Source organism: Pedococcus sp. NPDC057267 (assembly GCF_042668795.1).
Taxonomy (GTDB): domain Bacteria; phylum Actinomycetota; class Actinomycetes; order Actinomycetales; family Dermatophilaceae; genus Pedococcus.
This window is the reverse complement of sequence record NZ_JBHUYG010000080.1, coordinates 1-20,970: the sequence shown is the minus strand read 5'-3', so window position 1 is coordinate 20,970 and position 20,970 is coordinate 1. Positions and strand designations below refer to the sequence as shown.

The 20,970-nt window shown below is 72.8% G+C and carries 20 protein-coding genes, 1 pseudogene and 1 riboswitch; of the genes and pseudogenes, 13 read left to right on the top strand and 8 right to left on the bottom strand.

Going from position 1 to position 20,970, the window contains the following annotated elements:
* Window positions 1–510, top strand: a 510-nt coding sequence (locus tag ACFUC1_RS15685; RefSeq protein WP_379121396.1) for a 2-C-methyl-D-erythritol 4-phosphate cytidylyltransferase, incomplete at its 5' end; no start/stop codon positions are given.
* A 32-nt stretch (window positions 511–542) separates the two neighbouring features.
* Here the strand turns inward: ACFUC1_RS15685 and ACFUC1_RS15680 are convergent.
* Window positions 543–1,127, bottom strand: a complete 585-nt coding sequence (locus ACFUC1_RS15680) for a GNAT family N-acetyltransferase (RefSeq protein ID WP_379121394.1) — start codon at window positions 1,125–1,127, stop codon at window positions 543–545.
* A 71-nt stretch (window positions 1,128–1,198) separates the two neighbouring features.
* Here ACFUC1_RS15680 and ispF point away from each other — a divergent pair, with 71 nt between their 5' ends.
* From ispF to ACFUC1_RS15665, 3 genes are all read left to right on the top strand, one after another.
* Entirely contained in the window at window positions 1,199–1,690 is a 492-nt protein-coding gene (ispF, locus tag ACFUC1_RS15675; RefSeq protein ID WP_379121392.1) for a 2-C-methyl-D-erythritol 2,4-cyclodiphosphate synthase, read from the top strand.
* An 86-nt stretch (window positions 1,691–1,776) separates the two neighbouring features.
* Window positions 1,777–2,865, top strand: a complete 1,089-nt coding sequence (locus ACFUC1_RS15670) for an S-(hydroxymethyl)mycothiol dehydrogenase (protein ID WP_379121390.1) — start codon at window positions 1,777–1,779, stop codon at window positions 2,863–2,865.
* Window positions 2,862–3,530: an MBL fold metallo-hydrolase gene (locus tag ACFUC1_RS15665; protein ID WP_379121388.1), complete on the top strand. Its 669-nt coding sequence runs from the start codon at window positions 2,862–2,864 to the stop codon at window positions 3,528–3,530. The genes ACFUC1_RS15670 and ACFUC1_RS15665 overlap by 4 nt, the downstream gene beginning before the upstream one ends.
* A gap of 78 nt (window positions 3,531–3,608) precedes the next feature.
* Here the strand turns inward: ACFUC1_RS15665 and ACFUC1_RS15660 are convergent, their stop codons facing one another.
* Window positions 3,609–4,112 (bottom strand): phosphatase PAP2 family protein, encoded by a 504-nt coding sequence (locus ACFUC1_RS15660; protein WP_379121386.1) that lies wholly within the window; start codon window positions 4,110–4,112, stop codon window positions 3,609–3,611.
* Window positions 4,113–4,189: 77 nt separating this feature from the next.
* Window positions 4,190–4,564, bottom strand: a complete 375-nt coding sequence (locus tag ACFUC1_RS15655) for a hypothetical protein (RefSeq protein ID WP_379121384.1) — start codon at window positions 4,562–4,564, stop codon at window positions 4,190–4,192.
* 79 nt (window positions 4,565–4,643) lie between these two features.
* Here ACFUC1_RS15655 and cysS point away from each other — a divergent pair, with 79 nt between their 5' ends.
* The 4 genes from cysS to ACFUC1_RS15635 all read left to right on the top strand — a co-directional run bounded on the left by cysS (window position 4,644) and on the right by ACFUC1_RS15635 (window position 9,056).
* Window positions 4,644–6,098 carry a cysteine--tRNA ligase gene (cysS, locus tag ACFUC1_RS15650; protein ID WP_379121382.1) on the top strand — a complete coding sequence of 485 codons (1,455 nt, stop codon included), beginning with the start codon at window positions 4,644–4,646 and terminating at the stop codon, window positions 6,096–6,098.
* Window positions 6,098–7,081: a 23S rRNA (guanosine(2251)-2'-O)-methyltransferase RlmB gene (gene rlmB / locus ACFUC1_RS15645; RefSeq protein WP_379121380.1), complete on the top strand. Its 984-nt coding sequence runs from the start codon at window positions 6,098–6,100 to the stop codon at window positions 7,079–7,081. The genes cysS and rlmB overlap by 1 nt, the downstream gene beginning before the upstream one ends.
* Before the next feature lie 105 nt (window positions 7,082–7,186).
* A complete protein-coding gene (locus ACFUC1_RS15640; RefSeq protein WP_379121378.1) occupies window positions 7,187–7,789 on the top strand; it encodes an RDD family protein in 603 nt (200 codons plus the stop codon).
* A gap of 685 nt (window positions 7,790–8,474) precedes the next feature.
* Complete coding sequence (locus ACFUC1_RS15635; RefSeq protein WP_379121376.1) at window positions 8,475–9,056, top strand: hypothetical protein; 582 nt, start codon at window positions 8,475–8,477, stop codon at window positions 9,054–9,056.
* Between the two features lie 160 nt (window positions 9,057–9,216).
* Here ACFUC1_RS15635 and ACFUC1_RS15630 read toward each other — a convergent pair.
* From ACFUC1_RS15630 to ACFUC1_RS15620, 3 genes and pseudogenes are all read right to left on the bottom strand, one after another.
* Window positions 9,217–9,696, bottom strand: a pseudogene (locus tag ACFUC1_RS15630) (RDD family protein); the annotation flags it as partial.
* A 160-nt stretch (window positions 9,697–9,856) separates the two neighbouring features.
* Complete coding sequence (locus tag ACFUC1_RS15625) at window positions 9,857–11,122, bottom strand: DUF4032 domain-containing protein (protein ID WP_379121374.1); 1,266 nt, start codon at window positions 11,120–11,122, stop codon at window positions 9,857–9,859.
* Between the two features lie 80 nt (window positions 11,123–11,202).
* Window positions 11,203–12,312, bottom strand: a complete 1,110-nt coding sequence (locus tag ACFUC1_RS15620) for an ABC transporter ATP-binding protein (protein ID WP_379121372.1) — start codon at window positions 12,310–12,312, stop codon at window positions 11,203–11,205.
* A 243-nt stretch (window positions 12,313–12,555) separates the two neighbouring features.
* Here ACFUC1_RS15620 and ACFUC1_RS15615 point away from each other — a divergent pair, with 243 nt between their 5' ends.
* Window positions 12,556–13,569, top strand: a complete 1,014-nt coding sequence (locus ACFUC1_RS15615) for a LacI family DNA-binding transcriptional regulator (RefSeq protein ID WP_310151054.1) — start codon at window positions 12,556–12,558, stop codon at window positions 13,567–13,569.
* A gap of 82 nt (window positions 13,570–13,651) precedes the next feature.
* On the opposite strand, the gene otsB is transcribed toward ACFUC1_RS15615, so the two are convergent.
* Together otsB and ACFUC1_RS15605 are read right to left on the bottom strand one after the other, a co-directional pair.
* Window positions 13,652–14,419 carry a trehalose-phosphatase gene (otsB, locus tag ACFUC1_RS15610; RefSeq protein ID WP_379121370.1) on the bottom strand — a complete coding sequence of 256 codons (768 nt, stop codon included), beginning with the start codon at window positions 14,417–14,419 and terminating at the stop codon, window positions 13,652–13,654.
* On the bottom strand, window positions 14,419–15,948 hold the full coding sequence (locus ACFUC1_RS15605) for a trehalose-6-phosphate synthase (protein WP_379121368.1): 1,530 nt from the start codon (window positions 15,946–15,948) through the stop codon (window positions 14,419–14,421). The genes otsB and ACFUC1_RS15605 overlap by 1 nt, the downstream gene beginning before the upstream one ends.
* A 79-nt stretch (window positions 15,949–16,027) precedes the next feature.
* Here ACFUC1_RS15605 and ACFUC1_RS15600 point away from each other — a divergent pair, with 79 nt between their 5' ends.
* The 4 genes from ACFUC1_RS15600 (at window position 16,028) to ACFUC1_RS15585 (ending at window position 20,905) form a co-directional block, all read left to right on the top strand.
* A complete protein-coding gene (locus tag ACFUC1_RS15600; protein ID WP_379121366.1) occupies window positions 16,028–16,456 on the top strand; it encodes a CBS domain-containing protein in 429 nt (142 codons plus the stop codon).
* Between the two features lie 135 nt (window positions 16,457–16,591).
* Window positions 16,592–18,367: a serine/threonine-protein kinase gene (locus ACFUC1_RS15595; RefSeq protein ID WP_379121364.1), complete on the top strand. Its 1,776-nt coding sequence runs from the start codon at window positions 16,592–16,594 to the stop codon at window positions 18,365–18,367.
* The gene (locus ACFUC1_RS15590) at window positions 18,367–19,845 is read left to right on the top strand and encodes a threonine/serine exporter ThrE family protein (RefSeq protein ID WP_379121362.1); all 1,479 of its coding nucleotides are present in this window, start codon (window positions 18,367–18,369) and stop codon (window positions 19,843–19,845) included. The genes ACFUC1_RS15595 and ACFUC1_RS15590 overlap by 1 nt, the downstream gene beginning before the upstream one ends.
* A 190-nt stretch (window positions 19,846–20,035) precedes the next feature.
* A riboswitch (cyclic di-AMP (ydaO/yuaA leader) is annotated at window positions 20,036–20,129 on the top strand.
* A gap of 29 nt (window positions 20,130–20,158) precedes the next feature.
* On the top strand, window positions 20,159–20,905 hold the full coding sequence (locus ACFUC1_RS15585) for a transglycosylase family protein (protein ID WP_379121360.1): 747 nt from the start codon (window positions 20,159–20,161) through the stop codon (window positions 20,903–20,905).
* The last annotated feature ends 65 nt before the right edge of the window (window positions 20,906–20,970 follow it).

The window sequence follows — 20,970 nt, the reverse complement described above, 5'->3', positions numbered from 1 at the left end:
TCCCACCTCCGGGAGGCGGGCGCGGTCGCGTCCCGCAGCAACCGCCCGCAGGACGTCGACGTCGTGACCGGCGGCGCCGAGCGCACCGACTCGGTGGCTGCCGGGCTGGCCGCGCTGAGGACCGCGGACGAGGTCGTGCTGGTGCACGACGCCGCCCGCGCCCTCGCCCCACCGAGCTTGTTCAGCAGGCTGGTCCGGGAGGTGCGAGCCGGCCACGACGCCGTCGTCCCGGGGCTGCCAGTGGCCGACACGATCAAGCAGGTCGACGAGTCGGGGCGGGTCGTCGGGACCCCCGAGCGGTCGGCGCTGCGCGCGATCCAGACCCCCCAGGCGTTCCGTCGCCGCGTCCTCGAGCAGGCCCACGCCTCCGGCGCCGTCGCGACCGACGACGCCGCGCTCGTGGAGCGTGCGGGCGGGACGGTGCACGTCGTGGAGGGCGACCGGCTCGCGTTCAAGATCACCACGCCCGACGACCTCGCGGTCGCCGAACGCCACCTCGCCGACCGCTGAGCGCCGGCCGCCCACGCGGCGGTCTCGCGGGCTCAGCGGGTCAGGGCCGACACCACGTCCTCCCACGTCGCCACCGGTCCGGCCGGGGCGGGCGCGCGCAGGGTGCTGATCCACCCGTCGACCAACCGACCGCGCTCGACGAGCAGGTCCGGCACGGACACCGGCACGGGAAACCCTGTGCGCCACACGGCCTTGGCGCTGCCCCAGTTGCCGGCATGCGCCTGCCACCGCACCGCGGTCCAGCCCAGGGTCCCGAACGCGTGCCCCACGGCGAGACGGGTGGCCGCCGACATGACGCCACGGCCGCGGAACGCCGGGTGCGTCACGAACCCGAGGTCGCCCGCCCCGTCCTCGACCGGCATCCGCCGCAGGTCGATCGTCCCGGCATACGCACCCTCGACCTCGATCGCCCACGAGACCATCGCCGCGGACGGCTCGAGGAGGCCGGCCAGGTACTCCTTCGCCATCTCGCGGGTGTACTCGAGCGGGATGGTCGTGTACCGCCGCGTCTCCTCGTCGAGGCAGCGCTCGAGCACCGGCTCGAGGTCGTCCTCGCGGTGCGGGCGCAGGGTGACGAGGTCGTCGGAGAGGGTGGGCACGGGCATCGGGGCGTCCATGCGGCGCAACCGTAGCCGCGGTGCGGGTGCCGGTTCACCCGGGTTTGCGCCGCCGGTGGTTGGATGGCGCCATGGTCGCTCCCGGTATGCCGCGCACGGGCATCGGCGTCGACGTGCACGCCTTCGGTGGGGGACCCGAGCGCGAGCTGCGGATGGCAGGGCTCGGCTGGCCGGGTGAGCCCGCGCTGGCGGGCCACTCGGATGCCGACGTGGCGTGCCACGCGGCGTGCGACGCGCTGTTCTCGGCGGCCGGGATCGGCGACCTCGGGGAGCACTTCGGCACGGACCGGCCCGAGCTCGCCGGTGCCTCGGGGCTGACCCTGCTGGCCGAGGCCGCCCGGCTGGTGCGCGAGGCGGGGTTCGAGGTGGGCAACGTGGCCGTGCAGGTCATCGGGAACCGGCCCAAGGTCGGCACCAGGCGCGCAGAGGCACAGGCAGCGATGTCGCGGGCGGCCGGCGCCCCGGTGTCCGTGAGCGGCACGACGACCGACCGCCTGGGGCTGACCGGCCGCGGTGAGGGTGTCGCGGCCATCGCCACGGCCCTGGTCGTCCCGCGGGACTGACCCCGCGGCCGAACCGGGCGGGCGGGCCGCGTGGGGGCACCCGGCATAGGGTCGGTGCGACAGGAGCCACCCCCGAAGGAGGACCCATGCCGCAGACCGTCAAGGGCGTCGTCGCCAGGAGCAAGGGCGTGCCCGTCGAGCTCGTCGACATCGTCGTCCCCGACCCGGGACCCGGCGAGGCCGTCGTCGCGGTGCAGTCGTGCGGGGTGTGCCACACCGACCTGCACTACCGCGAGGGCGGTATCAACGACGAGTTCCCGTTCCTGCTCGGGCACGAGGCGGCCGGTGTGGTCGAGGCGGTCGGCGAGGGCGTGACCGAGGTGGCGCCGGGCGACTTCGTCGTCCTCAACTGGCGGGCCGTCTGCGGCCAGTGCCGGGCCTGCCTCAAGGGCAAGCCGTGGTACTGCTTCGCCACGCACAACGCCCGCCAGAGGATGACGCTCGAGGACGGCACCGAGCTCACGCCGGCGCTGGGGATCGGCGCGTTCGCCGAGAAGACCCTCGTCGCGGCGGGCCAGTGCACCAAGGTCGACCCGGAGGCCGACGCGGCCGCGGTGGGGCTGCTGGGCTGCGGCGTCATGGCCGGGTTCGGCGCGGCGGTCAACACCGGCGGCGTGGGCCGCGGTGACTCGATCGCGGTCATCGGCTGCGGCGGCGTGGGGAACGCCGCCATCGCCGGGGCCCGGGTCGCCGGGGCGACGACGATCATCGCCGTCGACGTCGACGACCGGAAGCTGGAGCAGGCGAAGCGGTTCGGCGCCACCCACACCGTCAACGGCCGCTCCGAGGACGTCGTCGAGCGGGTGCGCGAGCTGACCGGCGGCTTCGGGGCGGACGTCGTGGTCGAGGCGGTCGGCCGGCCCGAGACGTACGAGCAGGCCTTCTACGCGCGCGACCTCGCCGGGACGGTCGTCCTCGTGGGCGTGCCCACGCCGGACAAGCAGGTCACGCTGCCGATGATCGAGATCTTCGGCAGGGGCGGGGCGCTGAAGTCGAGCTGGTACGGCGACTGCCTGCCCAGCCGGGACTTCCCGATGCTCGTCGACCTCTACCGGCAGGGACGGTTCGACCTCGACGCCTTCGTCAGCGAGCGGATCGGCCTCGACGACGTCGAGGCGGCGTTCGAGAAGATGGAGAAGGGCGACGTGCTGCGCTCGGTCGTGGTGCTGCGATGACGGCCGAGCTGCTGGCCGATGTCGGCCCGACGCCCGGCGGGGTCCGCGTCGAGCGCATCGTGACCTCGGGGACGTTCGAGCTCGACGGCGGGTCGTGGGAGGTCGACAACAACGTCTGGGTCGTCGGCGACGACAGGGAGTGCGTCCTCATCGACGCGGCGCACGACGGCCGGGCGATCGTGAAGTCGATCCCGCACGCGCGCCGCGTCACGGCGGTGCTGCTCACGCACGGCCACAACGACCACATCAACGCCGCCGGCGAGGTCTGCGACTCCACGCGTGCGCCGTCGTACCTGCACCCGGACGACCGGATGCTGTGGGACGAGCTGTACCCCGTGACCCCCGACCGCGAGCTGGCAGACGGCGACGTCCTGCGCGTCGGCGACGCGGACCTGCACGTCATCCACACACCGGGCCACACGCCGGGGGCCTGCAGCTTCTACGTGCCGCAGCTGGGGGTCGTCTTCACCGGCGACACGCTGTTCCAGGGCGGCCCCGGGGCGACCGGCCGCTCGTTCAGCGACTTCCCGACGATCGTCGCCTCGATCCGCGACCGCCTGCTGACGCTGCCGGACGAGACCGTCGTCCTCACGGGCCACGGCGACAGCACGGTGATCGCGGCGGAGGCGCCGCACCTGCAGGAGTGGCTGGACCGCGGCCACTGAGCCGCGTGTGCGGCCGGGAGGGCAGTGACCCGGCGGGCGCCGCGCGGCAGGGGAGACCGGGGCGCCCACCGGGTCGGTCTAGGTGGCGCGGGCGGGTCCGAGCAGGGGCACGCGCGCCACGATGCGAGGCCACGGGAGGGCCCGGGACACCAGCACGGCGACGCCGCCGGCGAGGACGCCCAGGGCATACCCGGCGGCGATGTCGGGCACGTGGTGCACGCCGGCCAGGACGCGGGAGGCGCCGAGCACCGCCGCGAGGAGGAGCAGGAGCGCCCCCGTGCGCCGGTGCCACGCGAGGACGACGAGGGCGATGGCGGCGGCGAGCGCGGTGTGGTCCGAGGGGAAGCCGTTGTCGACCGAGTGCGCGATCAGGGGGGTGGTGTGGTCGACGACGAAGGGGCGCGGGTCGGTCCAGGCGGTGCCTGCGACCTTGACGAGGACACCCACGAGACCGGCGGCGAGGACGGCGGCGACGGCATACGGCGCCTTGGTCGGCCGCGGGGACCGCAGCCACGACACCGCCGCGACGAGGGCGACGGCGTACAGGGCGTAGGTCGCCGTGAGGCGGATCAGGGTGTCCACGCGCTACACCGTGGTCCACCCTGCTGGACGGTTCCTTGGAGGTTCCTGTGTGCGGGGTCAAGCCGTCGTCGGACGGCTCAGGCGGGCGGTGGCGCCCCGGCGCCGGTCGGCGACGTCGCCCGGGTCCCTGCCGCGGGCGCCGGCCGCCCGGCCAGCACGGCGGCGAGGAGTAGGCCGAGCCCGACCAGGCCGAGGACCGCGGTCCCCGCGCCGAACCACGTGAGTACCCGGAGGCGGTGGTACACCGGGGTGCCTCCGCTCCGGAGGAGCCACTGGTAGGACAGCAGGTTGGCGAGGCGGGCGAGGGCCAGCACCCCGAAGCCGCAGCAGCCCAGCACCGACCAGGTGGCCCGACGTCCCCGGACCAGGAGCATGCCGGCGGCCCCCAGCAGCGCGAGGAACACCAGCACGTCGATCATGTTGACGCCAGCGACGAAGAACGGAGCCTGCACGCAATCCCCCCAGAGTCGGCCCGGAGGGCACACCGTAGCGTTTCGGTGGGTGGGTGCGCCCGCAGGTAGCCTTGCGCGCGTGAGTCTTCGCCTGTTCGACACCGCCGCGCGTGAGCTGCGCGACTTCACCCCGCTGGAGCCCGGCAGGGTGGGGATCTACATCTGCGGACTCACCACCCAGGCCGAGCCGCACATCGGACACGTCCGGTTCGCCGTGGCCTTCGACGTGCTGCGCCGCTGGCTCGTCGGCCGGTACGGCTACGACGTCACCCTCGTGCGCAACGTCACCGACATCGACGACAAGATCCTCGCGAAGTCGGCCGCGGCCGGTGAGCCGTGGTTCGCCCTGTCCTACCGCAACGAGCTGGCCACGACGGCCGCCCTCGACGCCCTGGGCGTGCTGCCCCCGACGTACGAGCCGCGGGCCACCGGGCACGTCCCGGAGATGGTCTCCCTCATGGAGACCCTGGTCGACAAGGGTCACGCCTACCCGGCGCCGGACGGCAGCGGGGACGTCTACTTCGACGTGCAGAGCTTCCCCGAGTACGGCTCGCTCACCCACCAGCGGATCGAGGACATGGAGGCGGCGCAGGACGCCGACCCGCGCGGCAAGCGCGACCCGCGCGACTTCGCGTTGTGGAAGGGCCGCAAGGAGTCCGAGCCGGAGTCGGCGTCGTGGCCCACGCCGTTCGGTGTCGGCCGCCCGGGCTGGCACCTCGAGTGCTCGGCGATGGCGCGCAAGTACCTCGGCGACAGCTTCGACATCCATGGCGGCGGCGTCGACCTGCGCTTCCCCCACCACGAGAACGAGCAGGCGCAGTCGCACGCCGCCGGCCTCGGCTTCGCGAACTACTGGCTGCACAACGCCTGGGTCACCGTCGGCGGCGAGAAGATGAGCAAGTCGCTCGGCAACTCCCTCATCGTGTCCGAGGTCGTCAAGGTCGCCCGGCCGCTGGCGATCCGCTACTACCTCACCGCAGCCCACTACCGCTCGACGATCGAGTACCACGAGGGCTCGCTGCGCGAGGCCGAGGCCGCGGTCGAGCGCATCGAGGGCTTCCTCACCCGCGCGCTGCGCGCCCTGCCCGACGCCACGTCCACGATGCCCGACCCCACCCGGGTGCCGGAGGCGTATGCCGCGGCGATGGACGACGACCTCAACGTGAGCGGTGCGCTCGCGGTGGTCCACGACACCGTGCGTGCCGGCAACACCGCCATGGACGACGGCGACACCGTCGCGCTGGAGCAGGCGTTCTCGTCGGTGCTGGCGATGACCGACCTGCTCGGCGTCAACCCGCTCGACCCTCGCTGGGGCGGCGGCCGCGACTCCGGCGGGGGCGAGGCGCAGGCAGCGCTCGACGCGCTGATCGGCGCCCAGCTGGAGGCTCGTGCGGCTGCGCGGGCCGCCCGTGACTTCGCCACCGCGGACGCGATCCGCGACCAGCTCTCGGCGGCCGGAGTGGCCATCGAGGACACCGCCTCGGGGGCCAACTGGTCGCTCGCGCGCAGAGACACCACGAAGGACGGTTCCTGATGGCCGGCAACTCCCAGCGCCGCGGCGCGATCCGCAAGGGCGGCAAGAAGGGCCCGACCGTCGGCTCGGGCGGACAGCGCCGACGGGGCCTCGAGGGCAAGGGGCCGACGCCCCGGGCCGAGGACCGTCCTGCCCACAAGGCGCACAAGATGGCCAAGGCCGCTGCCAAGCGCGGCGGTCCCGCGGCAACGCGCTCCGGTGCCCCGGCCCGGGGCGGCAGCACCCGCCGCAGCGGCGGCAAGGCGTCCAGCGAGGTCGTCGCCGGTCGGAACGCCGTCGTCGAGGCCCTGCGTGCCGAGGTGCCGGTCACCACGATGTACGTCGCGGGGCGCATCGACGCCGACGACCGCGTCCGTGAGGCGCTCAAGACCGCCACGTCTCGCGGCATCCCCGTGCTCGAGACGCCGCGCGGCGAGCTCGACCGGCTCACCGACGGGGCCGTCCACCAGGGCCTCGCGCTGCAGGTGCCGCCCTACGAGTACGCCCACCCACGCGACTTCATCGACCCCGAGGCGCCGGGAGTGCCGCTCGTCGTGGCGCTGGACGGCATCACGGACCCGCGCAACCTCGGCGCGATCGTGCGCTCGGTCGCCGCCTTCGGCGGCCACGGCGTCGTCGTCCCGGAGCGTCGCTCGGTCGGCATGACGGCGAGTGCCTGGAAGACCTCGGCCGGGGCCGCAGCCCGGGTGCCGGTGGCCATGGCCTCGAACCTGACCCGTGCGCTGGAGGACTACCGCAAGGCCGGGTTCTTCGTCCTCGGCCTCGACATGGATGGCGACGTCGAGCTGCCCGAGCTCGAGCTGGCGACCGAGCCGATCGTCATCGTGACCGGCTCTGAGGGCAAGGGCCTGTCGCGGCTCGTGCGCGAGACCTGCGACCAGGTCGTCTCGATCCCGATGCCGTCGGCTGTCGAGTCGCTCAACGCGGGTGTGGCGACGGGCGTGGCGCTCTACGAAGTGGCGCGGCGGCGACGCGCAAAATAGGTCATTTCCTCCCCCGCGGAGGGCCGCCTGCGATAGCGTGCGGCCGCGCCGCAGCACAGTGCACGGTCCGCACCCAGCGTCCGCTCTGAGGGGAGCCACTTCCGCATGTCCACGTTCGAGCCCAACCAACCGTCCGACCAGCCCACACCGCCGCCAGCGCCCTCTTACGGAAGCCCGAGCTACGGGACCGTCCCGGCCGCCGGTGTCGCGCAGGCGAACACCGGACTGGTGAACATCGCAGGTCTGGGGACCGTGAAGATCGCCACGCTGGGCCAGCGATTCGTCGCCCGATTGATCGATGGCGTGATCGTCACGCTGGTGGTCTGGATCATCGGCTTCCTGGGGCTCGGTGCCCTCGCAGGATCGTCGGACGAGGCCGGGAACCCGAGCGGTTTCGGAGTCGGTGCGATGGTCACGACCTTCTTCATCATCGCCGCGTTCTCGCTCCTGTACGAGATGGTGATGATCGCCGTTCGCGGTCAGACCCTCGGCAAGATGATCATGGGCGTCAAGGTGGTGCTCGAGCGCAACGGCCAGGTCCCTGGCTGGGGTCCCTCCTTCATCCGGTGGATCGTGCCCATCGTGGGTGCGCTGGCCTGCTACATCGGAGCGCTCCTCGTGCTGATCTCTCCCTTGTTCGACTCGACCGGCAAGCTGCAGGGGTGGCACGACAAGGCGGCCAACACCCTGGTCATCAACATCAAGTAGCAGTCAGCACCCAGCCGATGGACCAGTTCCGGCACGGCTGGGCGCGGGCGCTGGAACTCCAGGCTCACCTGTCGTCAGGGCACCCACTCGATCGGGTGCCCTGCCCGCTGGTTCCGGCGGGCGAGGGCTGTCACGCGCACGCCGCCGTCGCTGTGGATCGACTCGTCGGCGTTCGTCTGGCTATTCCGACGTCCGACCCGCGGACGCATGCTGCCGCGCAGCACTGGGAGTGGGTCGACGGTGGTGACCTCCACCTGACCTCCAGCCGCTTCCTCGTGTGCCGACCCGACGGCAGCTCCGTGTCCTTCGGCTGGAACGGACTGAGATCCTTGGACGTCGAGCCCGGAGGGTTGGTCCTGCGGTATCTCGAGGACTCGTTCCGTCTGCGGCTGCACTGCCCTGCCTGGATTGCCGTCGCTGTGTTCGGTCTTCAGGGCAGAGTCGATGACGTCCAACCGCCGTCCTGGATCAGAAGGGGGGTGACGTGAAGATGCGGCCTGAGGCGGAGGTCCATTCCCAGGGACCCGCCGACGTGCTTCGAGGCCGACTGCGGGGTGGTGAGGCTCCTGGCGTCCGCCAGTGCGGCCGCCACGCGGGTGCTCGATCCCACCGAAAGTGTGCGATTCTTCGCTAGCGTTGGCGACAAGGCACGCCCAGTGGGGGTGGGCCCGAGGGAGGGACTGTCATGTCTGACCAGAGCATCACGCCGCCGCCTCCACCGCCGGGCGCCCCAGGGACGGGCGGCGACGGGTACCCGCAGATGGGGTCGATGCCGGGCCCCGGCGTCCCGCCCCCGGCTGCGCCCGTCAGCCGGCCCGCATCCATCGACCTGGCCGTCAAGCTCATGTACGTCGGGGCGGTGCTGAGCCTCCTGGGGATGGTCCTCACCGTCACGATGCGGGACACGATCCGCAGCGCGGTCGAGAAGGCATCGAACAGCTCCAGCGCGCCCATGACGGCGAGCCAGGTCGACGCCGCGGTCGGTCTCGCCGTCGGTGTCTCCGTCGTCGTCGGACTCATCGGCGTGGGGCTGTGGCTCTGGATGGCCTGGGCCAACGGCAAGGGCCGCAAGTGGGCCCGGATCGTGGCGACGGTCTTCTTCGGTCTGAGCGTCCTGAGCACCCTCAGCAGCCTGCTGCAGCACCCGCCCGTGCTGAGCCTGGTGGTCGCCCTGGTCAACCTCCTGCTGGGCGCCTACATCATCTTCCTGCTCTACCGGCCCGAGTCGACGCAGTACTACGAGGCGCAGTCGGCCCCGCGGTACTGAGCCATCGTTCGCGGAGGGGGCCCCGGCGCATCCGGGGCCCCCTGCGCATGTCCGGCAGCGCGGCTCAGGACTTCGGGACCTCGACCACGACCGTGGACAGGATCTTGTCCGCGAACGTCTGGCGCTTGGGGTCCCACAGCGGCCAGAGGTAGCCGAGGTAGAAGAACTGGTCGAGCGTGTGCGCGATCTCGCGCACGAAGCACATGCCCGCGCCCATCGGCCGGCCCGTGTGCTCCTCGACGAGGCGGATCCCCATGACCCTCTTGCCGACGCTCTGGCCGGTGCGACCCATCCGGAACACGCGGTTCCAGAGCTGGATCGCGATGATCGTGAGGGCGCCGAGCCCGATGAACGCGATGCCGAGGACCATCAGCCCGGTGTTGGCCTGCCCGGTGGTGGTGTAGGTGCCGGTCGTGGAGTCGAACGAGTTGTGGGGAGCGGCGGCGACGACCAGCGGGACGCCGACGGCGTAGAACACGAGGCCGACGAGCGAGAGCAGCGCGTCGAGCAGCGACGCTGCGACCCGGGTGCCCCAGCCGGCGAGCGGTCCCCACGGCTGGGACGGTGCGGCCGCCTGGGGGAACGCCGGACCCTGGGGGTACCCCGGCTGCTGCGGGTACCCGGGCTGCTGTGCGTACACCGGCTGCTGTGCGTACCCCGGTTGTTGGGGGGCCGGCGGGTACCCCTGCGCCGGCTCCTGGTCGTGCGTGGGCTGGTCGGTCACGGGATCCCCCTGCTCGTCGGACGTCGCGCGCCAGCCTAGCGACCGCGGGCGCGGCCCGGGGGCGGTCAGGACTCGCTCAGGTCGGGCTCGTCCGCTCGTCGTCGAACATCGCGAGCACCGGCATCTCGACCGTGTCCACCCCCACGACCGTGGCCTCGTCCGGCTTGCCGGGCAGCACCGTCGCGACGTAGTCGGCGATGGCGTCCTCGATGGGCACGTCGTGCCCGGCGCGCTCGGACATGTACCAGCGGTGCTCGAGCACCTCGTGGAACAGCTCCGCCGGCTCGAGCTTCCCCGCCAGCTCGCGCGGCACGCTGCGCGTGACGGGCTCGTAGATCCTCGCCAGCCAGTCGTGGGCGACGATCTCCTCGTCGTCGTTCTGGCGGTCCGTGCCCGCCCGGTAGGAGTCGAGGTCGTTGAGCAGCCGGCGGGCCTGGTTCTCCTCGACGTCGAGCCCGGTGAGCCGCAACAGGCGTCGCGAGTGGTGGCCGGCGTCGACGACCTTGGGCTGGATCTGGATGTGCGTGCCGTCGAAGTCGGTCGAGATGGCGAGCTCGTCGACGTCGAAGCCGAGCTCGTTGAGCCGGCGGATGCGCTCGTCCACGCGCCAGCGGTCGCCGCGCTCGAACCGCTCCTGGCCCGTGAGCTCGGCCCACAGCTCGGTGTACCGCGTGACGATCTGGTTGGACGTGTCGATCGGGTCCGCCCCCTCGGGGAGCATGCCGCCGGCCTCGAGGTCCATCAGCTCGCCGGCGATGTTGACGCGCGCGATGTCGAGGTCGTGCTCGCGCTGCCCGTCGGTGAGCGACTGGTGCAGCTCACCGGTCTCGGCGTCCACGAGGTATGCCGCGAACGCGCCGGCGTCGCGCCGGAACAGGGTGTTGGACAGGGACACGTCACCCCACCAGAAACCGGTGAGGTGCAGGCGGACCAGGAGCACGGCGAGGGCGTCGATGAGCCGGGTGGAGGTGTCCGCGCGCAGCGACTGGCTGAACAGCGCGCGGTACGGCAGGGAGAACTGCAGGTGCCGCGTCACCAGGCACGCGTCGAGCGGCTCGCCGTCGCGGCCGACGCGGCCGCTGACGACGCCGAACGGCTCGACCGTGGGCAGGTCCAGCCGGTCGAGCATCCGCAGCATCTGGTACTCGCGGGTGGCCAGCTCGTCCTTGATCTCCTTGATGGCCAGGACGCGGCCGGAGAGCTTGACGAAGCGGACCACGTGGCGGGAGATGCCGCGGGGGAGCGCGGCGAGGTACTCCTCGGGCCAGGTCTCGAGCGGCAGGTCCCAGGGGAGGTCGAGCAGCGCCGGGTCGGGGCGCGAGGCGGTGATGGACAGGGCCATGGGTGGTCAGCCTCCTGGCACGACGCATGTGGCCGGCCCCCGGTGCGGGAGCCGGCCACACGGCATACGGAATCGGGCGGTCAGTCGCCGAGGCGCTCGCCGCTGCCGGCGTCGAAGAGGTGCACGTGGCCCGCCTTGGGGGCCAGGAACACCGTCTCGCCCTTGGCCGGGGGACGGCGGCCGTCGACGCGGGCGATGAACGGCTTCTCCGGCGCGTCGCTGTCCTCCTCGTCGACGTGCTGGTGCGCCTTGGTCGAGCCGTAGATGTACGCGTCGGCGCCGAGCTCCTCGACGACGTCCACGGTGACCGGGATGCCCTGGCCCTCGGAGGTGAGCTCGAGGTCCTCGGGACGCACGCCCAAGGTGACGTTCTTGCTCGAGGCCCCGCTGAGGCGGTCGCGCTCGATCGGGATCTGCGAGCCGCCCACCGTGACGCCGCCGTCGGCGATGTCGACGTCGAGCAGGTTCATGGCCGGGGAGCCGATGAAGCCGGCGACGAAGACGTTGTTCGGGTGGTCGTACATGCGCCGCGGGGTGTCGACCTGCTGCAGGATGCCGTCCTTGAGGACCGCGACGCGGTCGCCCATGGTCATGGCCTCGACCTGGTCGTGGGTGACGTAGACGGTGGTGACGCCGAGGCGGCGCTGGAGCGAGGCGATCTGGGTGCGCGTCTGGACGCGGAGCTTGGCGTCGAGGTTCGACAGCGGCTCGTCCATGAGGAACACCTGCGGGGAGCGGACGATCGCGCGACCCATGGCGACGCGCTGGCGCTGGCCACCGGACAGGGCCTTCGGCTTGCGCTCGAGGTAGGGCTGCAGGTCGAGGATCTTGGCGGCCTCCTCGACGCGCTTGCGGATCTCGGCCTTGTCGACGCCGGCGATCTTGAGCGCGAAGCCCATGTTGTCGGCCACCGTCATGTGCGGGTAGAGCGCGTAGTTCTGGAACACCATCGCGACGTCGCGGTCCTTGGGGGACAGGTTGGTGACGTCGCGGTCGCCGATCCAGATCTTGCCGGCGTTGACCTCCTCGAGACCCGCGAGCATGCGCAGGGAGGTGGACTTGCCGCAGCCGGACGGGCCGACGAGGACGAGGAACTCGCCGTCCTCGATGTCGATGTTGAGCCGGTCGACCGAGGGCTTGTCGTTGCCCGGGTAGAGGCGGGTGGCCTCGTCGAACTTCACAGTTGCCATGGCGTCTTTGCCTTCCTTCACCGGCAGGAACGTGCCGGACGATCCGTTGTAAAGGTGGAGCGCCCGCGGACATCGGTGTGCGCGGGTGCGCTCAGTCTGACCGACGGGGAACGTTTTGACCACTGTCCGGGCTCGGCGGTCCCGCATGGTGGAAACGTTTACATGTCCGCGGTGCCCGTCCGGGGGCCGGACCGTTCGCCCGTGTTCCTGAAATTTCTTGCACGGCCTTGCTAGGTTTTGCGCATGAAGGCGAGGTTGGCCGACATCGCGGCACACGCGGAGGTCAGCGAGGCGACGGTCAGCCGGGTGCTCAACGGCAAGCCCGGCGTCAGCGAGACGACCCGTGAGGCGGTGCTCACCTCCCTCGACATCCTCGGCTACGACCGGCCGTCCCGGCTGCGGCGCAAGACCGCCGACCTGGTCGGGCTGGTCGTCCCGGAGCTGACCAACCCGATCTTCCCGGCGTTCGCCCAGATCATCGAGACGGCCCTCGCCCGGCACCAGTTCACCCCGGTCCTGTGCACGCAGACCCCCGGCGGTGTGCACGAGGACGAGTACGTGCAGATGCTGCTCGACCGGGGCGTGGCCGGCATCATCTACGTGTCGGGGCAGCACGCGGACGTGACCACCGACCCCGAGCGGTACACCGCGCTGCGGGAGCGCGGGCTGCCGATCGTGCTCGTCAACGGCTACCACGAGGGCATCGACGCGCCCTTCATCTCCAACGACGACGTCGCCTCGATGGACCTGGCGCTGTCCCACCTCGTCCAGCTCGGGCACACGCAGATCGGCCTTGCGGTCGGCCCGGACCGGTTCGTGCCGGTCATCCGCAAGATCGAGGGCTTCCGCCGATCGATGCGCTCGCTGCTCGGCCGCGACGACGTCGAGGAGCTCATCGAGCGCACGCTGTTCTCCGTCGAGGGCGGCGACACGGCGGCGGCCCGGCTCATGGAGCGCGGGTGCACGGCCGTGGTCTGCGGCTCGGACCTGATGGCCCTCGGGGCGATCCGGGCCGCGCGCCGAGCCGGTCGGCGCGTCCCTGAGGACTTCTCCGTGGTCGGGTACGACGACAGCCCGCTCATCCCGTTCACCGACCCGCCGCTGACGACCGTGCGCCAGAGCGTGCAGGCCATGTCCGAGGCCGCGGTGCGGGCCCTGCTCGACGAGATCGCGGGGGAACCGGCCCCGCGGGCGGAGTACGTCTTCCGGCCCGAGCTCGTCGTCCGCGGCTCCACGGGGGCAGCACCCGGCCGCTGACCGCCGTTCGCCGCGGCCACCTGGCCGACCGGGTACCCAGCGGCCCGACGGGCAGCGAAGGGCCCAGCGCTCGCGGCGTGCCTCAGCGTGAGCGGCGCAGGTCGGCCAGCAGGGCCAGGGCGTCCGCGACGTCCCGGGGTTCCTCGACGCGCCAGCCGGCGGCCGTGTCGCCGTCCCCGACCTTGACGCCCACGTCGCCGTCGCCCAAGCGGGTGAAGACGTCCTCGTCGGTGACGTCGTCGCCGAAGTAGACGAGGGCGTCCGCGCCCACGCGGTCCCGCAGGCCGGCGAGGGCGGTCCCCTTCTCGGCATCGTGGACGCTCATCTCCACGACGTGCTTGCCCCGCATGACGCGCACCCCGTCGTGGCGCGCGGCGACCTCGACCACGGACTCCTCGGCCCGGGCCGCCGCGTCCGCGTCCATCCCCCGGGTGTGGGCGACCACGGCGCTCGGCTTGGTCTCCAGGCGCACGTCGGGCAGCTCGCTGCGCAGCTGCTCGAGGTCGGCGGTGAGCCGCGCGAGCGTCTCGCGCTCCTCCTCGTCGAGCTCGCCGCCGGCGGCCTCGGCGCTGGACTCCGCACCGTGGCTGCCGATGAGCGTCACCGCCCCGTCCTCGATCCCGGTCAGCGCGGACAGGGTGGCGAGGTCGCGCCCGCTCACCACGGCGGCATACGTGTCCGGCATCCCGGCCAGCCCGCGCAGGGACTCCACCGTGCCCGGCAGGGGTCGCGAGGTCGACGGGTCGAGGACCAGCGGCGCGAGGACGCCGTCGAAGTCGGTCGCCACGACCAGCGACCTCGCACGCGCGGCGGTCGTGAGCGCTTCGGCGAGCGCGGGGGGCAGTGCCATCAGCGGGCGACCGAGGGCCGCGTGGCGTTGTGCCGGTCCCGCGCGGTGCGGTCGGCAGCGGCGTGGGCCTCGTCGGCGCGCTGCTCGCGGGCCGTCCGCTGCGGTCGCTCGGGGGCGTTCTCGAGGTTCTCGAGGAAGCGCGCCGCCCAGCGCTGCACGTCGTGGTCGGCGACGCGTCGGCGCATGGCGCGCATGAGCCGACGCTTCTCCTTGTCGGGGGTCTCGATGGCCCGCATGATCGTCTGCTTGAGGCCGGCGATGTCGTGCGGGTTGACCACGAACGCCTGGTGCAGCTCGTGGAACGCGCCGGTGAACTCGGACAGCACGAGCGCGCCGCCCTCGTCGTACCGGCACGTCACGTACTCCTTGGCCACGAGGTTCATGCCGTCACGCAGGGGCGTCACGAGCAGGACGTCGGCGGCGAGGTAGAGGGCGGCCATCTCCTCGCGCGGGTAGGAGTGGTGCAGGTACTGGACGGCAGGGGCGCCGATGCGGCTGAACTCGCCGTTGAGCCGCCCGACCTCACCCTCGATCTCCTGGCGCAGCGTCTGGTACGCCTCGACGCGCTCGCGGCTCGGTGTCGCGACCTGGACGAAGACCTCGTCCGGCGGGGCGACCTTGTCCTCGGCCAGCAGCTCGCCGTAGGCCTTGATCCGGTGGCCGATGCCCTTGGTGTAGTCGAGCCGGTCGACGCCGAGGATCAGCGTCTTGGGGTTGCCCAGGGACTCGCGGATCTCCTTGGCGCGCACGGCGGTCTCGGGACGCCTGGCGTTCTCCTCCAGCCCGGCGAAGTCGATCGAGATCGGCACGGCGCTGGCACGCACGCGGCGCGCGTCCTCGGCACGGGAGACGGCCACGACGTCGCCCTTGGTGGGCAGGCCGAGCAGCTGGCGGCAGGCACGGACGAAGTTCTGCGCGTCGGCGACGCGCTGGAAGCCGAGGTAGTCGGCTCCCAAGAGTCCCTCGAGCAGGGCCTTGCGCCACGGCAGCTGGGCGAACAGCTCGACCGGCGGGAAGGGGATGTGGTCGAACCAGCCGATGCGCACGTCGGGCCGCAGCTCGCGCACCATCGCAGGCACCAGCTGCAGCTGGTAGTCGTGCACCCACACCGTCGCGCCCTGAGCGGCGACCTCGGCGACGGCCTCGGCGAACCGGCGGTTCACGCGCTCGTAGGCGGCATACCACTGGCGGTGGAAGGACGCCGGGACGATGACGTCGTGGTAGATCGGCCACAGGGTGTCGTTGCTGAAGCCCTCGTAGTACTCGGCGACCTCCTCCGCGGACAGCGGGACGGGGCGCAGGTACATGCCGTGCTCGGTGAACGGCTCCGGGGCGTCTCCGGCCTCGCCGGCCCACCCGACCCAGGCACCGTCCCGGCCCTTCATGACCGACTCCATCGCGGTCACCAGGCCGCCGGGGCTGGTGCGCCAGGAGGAGGTGCCGTCGGGCTCCACGACCCGGTCCACGGGCAGTCGGTTGGCAGCGACCACCAGGTCGAAGGTCTTGCGGCTGCGGGGCACGGCACTCACTTCCACGGGGTCGTAGTCGGCCTCCAGCCTATGCGGCTTCCCCTAGCGGTCGCTCGTGGCGCGGGTCTACCGTCTGTGCATGAGGATCTCGGATGTGGTGCGCCGCAAGGGTGACGACGTCGTCACCATCCGTCCCGACGAGACCGTGGAGCGGCTGCTGCAGCTGCTCGCCGACCACCGCATCGGCGCCGTCGTGGTGAGCGAGGACGGCGAGGGCGTCGTCGGCATCGTGAGCGAGCGCGACGTGGTCCGGCACCTGCACAGCGACGGCCCGTCCGTGGTCAAGGCCGCGATCTCCGCCATCATGACCTCCGACGTCACCACCTGCGACCCCGACACCCCCATCGAGGACCTCGCCCGCACGATGACCGACAAGCGCATCCGGCACGTGCCCGTCGTCGTCGACGGCCGGCTGCACGCGATCGTGAGCATCGGCGACATCGTCAAGAACCGGATCGACGAGCTGCAGGCCGAGCGCGACCAGCTCGTCGGGTACATCCAGCAGTAGCCACCCGCGCCCCGTGCTGCGCCCCCTGCTGCGTCCCGGGGCGGCACGGCCCCGGGCCCCGGCCGCGTCGAGCGGGGAGGCGCCCGAGCCGCAGCCTCACGGAAACCTCCGGCCCGGTCCCTTACCGTAGTGAGGGTGACCACCGAGGCCATCCAGGGGAGCGACGGCGGCCGCGGGCTGCCCGACCAGACCCGCATCGGCCCCTACCGGGTCATCTCCCAGCTCGGTGAGGGCGGCATGGGTGTGGTCCACCTCGCGCTGGACCCCCACGGCCGTGCCGTGGCGCTCAAGCTGCTGCGGCCCCACGTCGCGCACGACCGCGACGCGCGGGCACGGTTGGCGCGCGAGGTCGACGTGCTGCGCCGGATCGAGGACCCGCGGGTGGCGACCGTCATCGACGCCGACCTCGACGGCGAGCGGCCGTTCCTCGTCACGCGCTACGTGCCCGGACCCCCGCTCGACGAGGTCGTCCGCGACCACGGCCCGGTGCAGGGCGAGCAGCTGCTGCGCCTCGGTCGGGGCCTGGCGGAGGCGCTCGACGCGATCCACTCCGCAGACGTCATCCACCGCGACCTCAAGCCCGGCAACGTCCTCATGCTCGACGACGAGCCGGTCCTCATCGACTTCGGGATCGCGCACGTGGCGGACGACGTGCGCATCACGATGACAGGGCTCGTCATGGGCACGCCCGGCTACCTGTCACCCGAGGTCGTCGAGGGTGCCCCGGTCACCGAGGCCACCGACTGGTGGGGCTGGGCGGCGACCCTGGCCTTCGCCGCCAGCGGCGCCCCGCCGTTCGGCCGCGGACCCATGGACCTCGTCCTGTCACGGGTCAGCCGGGGCGAGGCCGACCTGTCGGGCGTGGACCCCCGGCTGGCGCCCCTGCTGCACGCCGCGCTGTCGCCGGTGCCGCGCGAGCGCCCCGACATCGACGAGGTCCTCGACGCGCTCGAGCGGTATGCCTCGGGCCAGCCGGTCACCGAGGCGCTGCCCGAGCCGGTCCGCGGGACCCAGGTGCTCGAGCAGCGTCACACGGCGCGGTGGGAGCGCCCCGAGGTCGGGCCGGGTGCCGGCCTTCCGGGCGCCGGCCTTCCGGGCGCCGTCGCTGGCTCGCTGGGAGAGCCCGCGGCCGCTCCCCGCTTCCAGCCCCCGGCGCAGCAGGCGGGGCAGTGGTACCGCGGTCAGGTCGACCCGCAGCAGCAGGCGTGGGACCAGCCTGGCGACCTCGTGCCGTGGGGCGAGGACCAGGAGTCCTCGGACTGGCAGGCGGCCTGGCAGGGCGGCCCGGGCGAGCCAGACCCGCGCATCGACCGTCCCCAGCGGACCGGCACCCTGCTGGCCATGCTCGTGGCGGTCGTCGCGGCGACCGCGGTCTTCCCCGTCGTCGCCGGAGTCGTCGTGCTTCTCTGGTCCTGGGCAGCCCGCACCGCCGACCGGTCCGTCACCTCGATCGTCGTGCGCCGCTACCACCACGGCCGCCGGCGCTCCGACGTGCCGCTCGCGGTCGTGGCCAGCCCGTGGCACGTCGTCGTGGGCGCCGTGGCGACCGTGGCAGGTGCCCTGCTGCCGCTCGTCGTGGGGGTGTGCGCCGTGTTCAGCACCGCGCTCGCGACGGTCGCCGTCGTCGGAGGTTCCCCCCAGCCGCAGGCGGCCCTGCCCCTGGCGGTGGGCGGCGCGCTCGCCGTCCTCATGGCGTGGTGGGGTCCCGGCGGGTCCGGCCTGCGCCGGGGCTCGCGCAGCATCGTCCGTGGGGTGAGCCGGAGTCCGCGGGCCGCGCAGGTGGTCGTGGCCGTGTCGCTCGTCGCCGCGGCCGGGTGTGCGCTGTGGAGCCTGCAGCACGCGGGCCAGCCCGACTGGTGGCCCGGTCAGTCGCCGGCTGGGCTGCTGCCGAGCGGGGTCGCGCTCCGCTGATGACCGACGGGACACGTCCGGCGCGACCGCGCCGACCCGCGTTGCGGCACAGCCGGATCTGGCGGGGCGAGGAGGTCACCGAGACCGTCTCGATGGTCGACTCGCTGCGCCACACGCCGTACCGCAACGCGCGCGTGCGCCAGGCGGTCGCCGAGGAGCGCGAGGCGCGCGCGTCGCTCGACCTGGCGCTGCGGGTCGGTGAGCTGATGCTGCGCTGCGGCGCCGGGGCGCCCCAGGTGGAGGCGTCGGTCGTGGCGGTCGCTGCGGCCGCCGGGCTCGACAACCTCGAGGTCGACATCACGCTGCAGTCCCTCCTGGTGCAGTGCACCTCGCCGTCCGGGGTGCCGCTGACGATGCTGCGCGTCGTCCGGTCCTCGACCCGCGACTTCGCCCGGCTGGCGGCGGTGCACGAGTTCGTGGAGAACCTCGTGGCCGGCAGCTACGACCGGGAGGCCGCGGCCGCACGCCTGCGCGAGATCCGCAGGGCCCCCCGGTTCTGGCCGCGCTGGGCCGTGCGGGGCGCCCTCGGCGTGCTGGCGGCCGCCATCGCCGTGATGCTCGGCGCCGGGACGATGGCCGCCGTCGTCGCCGGGGGCGCGGGACTGCTCGTCGGGTATGCCGCGCGCTCGCTGGGCAAGGCCGGCCTCCCGGACTTCTACCAGTGCGCGGTCGGTGGGTTCCTCGCGACCGCGGTGGCGTGGGGGGCCTTCAGCCTGGGCGTGGCCGGGTGGGTGCCGGTGTCCTCGACCGAGTTCGCCTACGTCGTGGCGGGCGGGATCACCGTCCTCCTGCCGGGGCGGACGGTCGCGTCGGCGTTCGAGGACGCCATCTCCGGCTACTCCGTGACCGGTGCAGGCCGCATGTTCGGGGTCTTCCTCACGACGGCGGGCATCATCCTCGGGGTGGCCACCGGGCTGGCGGTCACGCTCGCGATCACGCACGCGCTCGACCTGAGGCTGGTCAACCCCTCGATCGTGTCCACGCGGCAGTACTCCGCCCCCGTCGTCACCGCACTCGCCGGGGCGTTCGTGGTCGGGCTCGCGGGGGCCCTGTCGCTGCGCAGCCGCCGGGGGCTGGTGGTGTGGGCCGGACTGCTGTGCGCGGTGGCAGGCATCGTCTCGCTCCTCGTCAGCAAGGTCGACGGGCTCGGGCCGCTGGCCGCGGCGGGGGCGGCCGCGACGGTGCTGGGTGTGCTCGGCCGGGTGCTGGGGCAGTGGTTGCGCGCACCGGCGATGGTGCTGGTCGTGCCGGCGTCGTACGGCCTGCTGCCCGGTCTGGCGATCTTCCGCGGCCTCTACGAGATGGTGAACGGCTCCAAGGCCGACTCGGGTGCCCTGTCGCTGCAGGGCGGTCTCACGACTCTGCTCGGGGCGATGGCCGTGCTTCTCGCGATCGCCGCGGGCAGCGTGCTCGGGGACTACCTGGGCGCGCCCTTCGACCGGCGAATTGTCCAGAAAAGGCGCGTCCGGTCCAGATAAGTCATCAGCCGTTCGGCTGATATGCCGCCATCGGCTTGTGACCGTCCCGTGACCTATCTACCGTGGTCGAGTGCGCTTCGCGGCGCCGCCACAACTGCACACGGCATACCCACACAGCAACTGCACCCCCACCGCGCCGAGCCTCGTCAGGTGGGGGTCCTGCCGGGCACCAGCCCGGGCACGACGAGGGCGGGGGAACCACCTCGGTCGCCACGGCGGCCTCGGGGTGAAGCCGGCTCCGGCCGGCCGGGCACCTGACGGCCCGAACCCGACAGCTCACCTCGAAGGCGCAGGTCAGGAAGGACCCCCCGGAATGTTCTATGCCCCCAAGCACTCCGCCCGTAAGCCCAAGCCGATCCGCCGCCGCGTCGCCGGTGTCGCCGTCGCCGGTGCCGCCACCGTCGCCGGTGGCGTCGTGACCGCCGGCTCCTCCTCCGCCGCCGGCTCCGTCTGGGACGGCGTCGCCGCCTGTGAGAGCGGTGGCAACTGGCACATCAACACCGGCAACGGCTACTACGGCGGCCTGCAGTTCTCCGCGGGCACCTGGAGCGCCTACGGCGGCGGCCGGTACGCGGCCCGTGCCGACCTCGCCAGCAAGAGCGAGCAGATCACCGTCGCCCAGCGTGTCCTCGCCTCGCAGGGCCCCGGCGCGTGGCCCACCTGCGGTGCGCGGGCCGGCCTGACGCGCGCCAACGGTGGCGCCGCCGGCGCGGGCGCGACCTCGTCCGGTGACGTCACGGTCTCCCGGTCCGCGGTGCGCAGCTCCCCGGTCCGCCGTGCCACCACCGCCGCCCCCGCCGCGAAGCTCGTCGTCGACGGCATCCGCGGCCCGAAGACCAACGCCGCCATCGAGCGCTGGGTCGGTGCCCGGGTCGACGGTGACCTGACCCGAGCTGACGCCCGCGCCCTGCAGCGCAAGGTCGGTTCCGTCCCCGACGGCATCATCGGGCCGAAGACGGTCCGCGCACTCCAGGCGACGATCGGTGCGCGCCAGAACGGCTCCCACACCCTCGACCGCGCCACCGTCAGCGCGCTCCAGACGTACCTCAACAACCACTGAGCCGCGGTCCTGCCTCGCTGCGGGACGGTCGTGCAGTGCCCACCAGCGGGCCCGCGCCTCGTGCG